Consider the following 4,318-nt stretch of genomic DNA (forward strand, 5'->3'; position numbering starts at 1 on the left):
CCGACAAGCAGGCGCGTCTATGTCGGCTGCCGCTTCGCTTTAGCACGACCTACGGGACGAATGTTCTCTCACTGGTCAATCTCTCCGGCTCCTGGTAAAAAAGCGGCCGGAGGCCGCTTCTACAGAGCGGATGTCAGCCGGCGATGCCGTGTCGGTTCACCGGCCAGAAATTCCGGTCCATGACCTGATCGCGTGAATAGGGGCACTCTTCCGGGAGCGCCGAATCCATGACGCCGTCCTGTTGAAGCCCCAGGATCGCCAATTGGCGCGCGTCGATCCTTCGGCAGAGAGCGAAGATGGCGGAAAAGATAACAGGTTTTCCGGCTTCTTACCGCCGGTAACTCTCCATTACGTCGTCGCCGGCGCGGCGGACGCCGACGCGGATGAAGTCCGCCGTGTCCTCCAGCAGGTCGACGCCGAAGCCGACCACGGCGGGCAGCCCGTCGCCGCCGATCATGCGGGGCGCCCGGAACCACTCCAGCCGGTCGACCAGACGCTGCTGCATCAGCGACGCGCTCAGCCGGGCTCCCCCTTCGACCAGCAGGCGGGTGATGCCCCGCGCGGCCAGGGCCTTCAGGGTATCCGAAACGTCCAGCACTCCGCTGGCGTCGGGCGCCAGGGTCACGACCTCGACGCCGCAGTCGGTGAAGGCGCGGGCGCGCATCGGGTCGACGTTCTGGAGCGTGAACACCAGCGTCGGCGTGGTGCTGGCGCCGCGCACCAGCTTGGACGTCAGCGGCAGGCGCAATCTGCTGTCCACGACGACGCGCAACGGCGAGCGTCCGGCCAGCCCCGGCAGCCGGCACGTCAGTTCGGGATCGTCGGCCAGGGCAGTGTTCAGCCCGACCATGATGGCGTCGTAGCGTGCCCGCAGCCCATGACCCCAGGACCGCGCCGTCGGGCCGGTGATCCACTGGCTCTCGCCGGTGCGGAGCGCTATCCGCCCGTCCAGCGATGTCGCCAGCTTCAGTGTCACCAGCGGACGGCCGTCGCGGATGCGGTGGAAGAAGCCCTCGTTCAGCTCGGTCGCCTCGTCGGCGCACAGGCCGACATCGACCTGGATGCCGGCTTCGCGCAGGCGCTTGATGCCGGAGCCCGAGACGCGCGGATCCGGGTCCTCGCAGGCGACCACGACGCGGCCGATGCGGGCCTCCATCAGGGCTTCGGTGCAGGGCGGGGTCTTGCCCCAGTGGTTGCACGGCTCAAGCGAGACATAGGCGGTGGCGCCCTGCGCCGCGGCGCCGGCCCGGCGCAGGGCCTCTGTCTCCCCGTGCGGGCGTCCGCCCGGCTGGGTCCAGCCGCGCCCGGCCACGGTCCCGTCCTTGACGATGACGCAGCCGACGGCGGGGTTGGGAGCGACGGTCCCGAGCCCGCGACGCGCCAGCGCTATGGCCGACCGCATGAATCCGGTATCGGCCGGGCTGAAAGGAGAGGGCGCTGACGCAGAAGGAGGCATCGGGTCAGAAATCAGGTATCGGGATCGGGATCGGGATCGGGAAACGGTCAGGTGATCTCGGGCTTGAGGGAGCCGACGAACTCGTTGAAGTCCGAGGCCTCCCTGAAGTCCTTGTAGACGGACGCATAACGGACATAGGCGACCTGGTCCAGGTTGAACAGGGCGTTCATCACCATCTCGCCGATCTGGCTCGACGGAATCTCGCTCTCGCCCGAGGACTCGAGCTGCCGGACCAGGCTGTTGACCAGCCGATCGATGCGGTCGGCATCGATCGGCCGCTTGCGCAAGGCGATGCGCATGGAGCGCAGCAGCTTGTCGCGGTCGAAGGGCTCGCGCTGCCCGGCGCTCTTGATCACCGTCAGTTCGCGCAACTGCACCCGCTCGAAGGTGGTGAAGCGCGCGCCGCAGCCGGGACAGAAACGCCGCCGGCGGATGGCCGAGTTGTCCTCGGTCGGCCGGCTGTCCTTCACCTGGGTATCGTCATGTCCGCAGAACGGGCAGCGCATCTGGTTCTATCGCCTCACAGGTTCGGGTAGATCGGGAAGCGCCGGCAAAGCGCCTGGACGCGCTCCTTGACCTGGGCTTCGACGGCTGTGTTGTCGCCCGAGTTGCTGGCGGCCAGACCGTCCAGCACTTCGGAGATCAGCTCGCCGACCAGCGTGAACTCCGCGACGCCGAAGCCGCGCGTGGTCGCCGCCGGCGATCCGAGGCGGACGCCTGACGTCACCATCGGCTTCTGCGGGTCGAACGGCACGCCGTTCTTGTTGCAGGTCATGCCGGCGCGCTCCAGCGACCCTTCGGTCGCCTTGCCCGTCAGGTTCTTCGGCCGCAGGTCGACCAGGACCACATGGCTGTCGGTCCCGCCAGACACGATGTCCACGCCGCCCTCGATCAGGCGCGCCGCCAGCGCGCGGGCGTTGTCCACCACGTTCTGGGCGTAGGTCTTGAACTCCGGACGCAGCGCTTCGCCGAAGGCCACCGCCTTGGCGGCGATCACATGCATCAGCGGACCGCCCTGAAGACCGGGGAAGACGGCGGAGTTGATCTTCTTGCCGAGATCCGCGTCGTTCGACAGGATCATGCCGCCGCGCGGACCGCGCAGCGTCTTGTGGGTCGTGGTCGTCACGATATGGGCGTGCGGCAGCGGCGAGGGATAGACGCCGCCGGCGACCAGCCCGGCGAAATGCGCCATGTCGACCATGAAATACGCGCCGACCTCGTCCGCGATCTTGCGGAAGCGGGCGAAGTCGATGGTGCGCGGATAGGCCGAGCCGCCGGCGATGATCAGCTTCGGCTTATGCTCGCGGGCCAGAGCCTCGACCTGATCGAAGTCGATCAGCGCGTTGTCGCGGCGGACGCCGTACTGGATGGCGTTGAACCACTTGCCGGACTGGTTGGCGGCGGCGCCGTGGGTCAGATGGCCGCCGGCGTCCAGCGACATGCCGAGGATCGTGTCGCCCGGCTGGAGCAGCGCCATGAAGACCGCCTGGTTCGCCTGAGCGCCCGAGTGGGGCTGCACGTTGACGAAGGCGCAGTCGAACAGCGCCTTGGCGCGGTCGATCGCCAACTGCTCGGCGACATCGACGAATTCGCAGCCGCCGTAGTAGCGGCGGCCGGGATATCCTTCGGCGTATTTGTTGGTCAGCACCGAGCCCTGGGCTTCCAGCACCGCCGCCGAGACGATGTTCTCGGAGGCGATCAGCTCGATCTGATCCTGCTGGCGCGCCAGTTCCTCACCGATCGCGCGGGCGAGATCGGGATCGCTCTCGGCCAGGGACGCGCCGAAGAAACGGCCGTAGAGGGTATCGGAATCGGTGGATTGGGGAAGAGACGACATGGAAAGGGTTCCTTGAACTTGGTGTACCGCTCCGGGCCTCGACCGCCGGGACCGCTCCGCCGGCGTCCCGCGATCGATGCCCGAAGCCCTGAACGGTGCGGCGCCGGCGAAATCCGATACCGGCGGCCTGAAAGATCGGCTGCCTGTAAGACTGATTGGCCCTTCAGCCCATCTTGTCAACGCGGCGGCTGTGACGCCCGCCTTCGAACGGTGTTGCCAGGAAGGCGGCGAGGCAGTCCTGTGCGGTCTCGATCCCCGTCACGCGGGCGCCGAGCACCAGGACATTGGCGTCGTTGTGCTGGCGGGAGAGCCGCGCGCCGGTCGTGTCGTGGCACAATGCCGCACGGATGCCCGGATGCCGGTTGGCGGCGATGCTGATGCCGATGCCGGTGCCGCAGATCAGGACGCCGCGTTCGGCCCGGCCTTCCCGGATGGCGCCCGCGAGGGCTGCCGCGTAGTCCGGATAGTCGACCGATTCCGGACCGTTGGTGCCGAGGTCGATTACCTCGTATCCTTGGCCGGCCAACGTGTCCTTTAAGGAAGCCTTGAAGTCGAAGCCGGCATGATCCGACGCGATAACGATTTTCTGTCCAGACATGACTCTTCCACACCTTGTTGCGGCGGCCCAGCCATCAAACCCGAAGCCACCGCCCGAACCCGAACCCCCGGGATCCTGCCGACCGCTATGCCCGCCCGGACCCTCGGCGGAGACGCTCCGAAGCACGCCTTTGGGGTATCCGCCTCCGTTAGCCTACCAGATATCGGCGCGCCATGAAAGAATCGCTAAAATCACCTGCGCCGGGCAGCTTTGCATGCAACGCACGCCCGAGTTGAGCTATGCGTCTTCCGCTTGGCCGCCATGCATCCGTCGCTCAGGCTTTTCTTAAGCAAAAACTCTGTTGTCGTTGGACCGGCCGCATTTGTGTGCAAGTGGCGGTGCGATAACCGAGGCGGAATGCCTTCACGCTACGACTAAAATACCTTTAATCCTCAGCGCTGGATCATGAGGCGGACGAACTAGCGGT

Annotated in this window: 4 protein-coding genes; all 4 read right to left on the bottom strand. The window is 66.8% G+C overall.

The genetic code is table 11. The features are described 5' to 3' along the window. Window positions 1-328: 328 nt before the first annotated feature. Entirely contained in the window at window positions 329-1,402 is a 1,074-nt protein-coding gene (ribD, locus tag AC5JJ6_RS00990) for a bifunctional diaminohydroxyphosphoribosylaminopyrimidine deaminase/5-amino-6-(5-phosphoribosylamino)uracil reductase RibD (RefSeq protein ID WP_496040247.1), read from the bottom strand. Window positions 1,403-1,503: 101 nt separating this feature from the next. Then, window positions 1,504-1,962: a transcriptional regulator NrdR gene (gene nrdR / locus AC5JJ6_RS00995; RefSeq protein WP_044434929.1), complete on the bottom strand. Its 459-nt coding sequence runs from the start codon at window positions 1,960-1,962 to the stop codon at window positions 1,504-1,506. Window positions 1,963-1,976: 14 nt separating this feature from the next. Then, window positions 1,977-3,293 (bottom strand): serine hydroxymethyltransferase, encoded by a 1,317-nt coding sequence (gene glyA / locus AC5JJ6_RS01000; RefSeq protein ID WP_496040248.1) that lies wholly within the window; start codon window positions 3,291-3,293, stop codon window positions 1,977-1,979. Window positions 3,294-3,456: 163 nt separating this feature from the next. Beyond that, on the bottom strand, window positions 3,457-3,891 hold the full coding sequence (gene rpiB, locus AC5JJ6_RS01005) for a ribose 5-phosphate isomerase B (protein ID WP_044434933.1): 435 nt from the start codon (window positions 3,889-3,891) through the stop codon (window positions 3,457-3,459). Window positions 3,892-4,318: the final 427 nt, after the last annotated feature.

Source organism: Skermanella sp. (assembly GCF_059503625.1).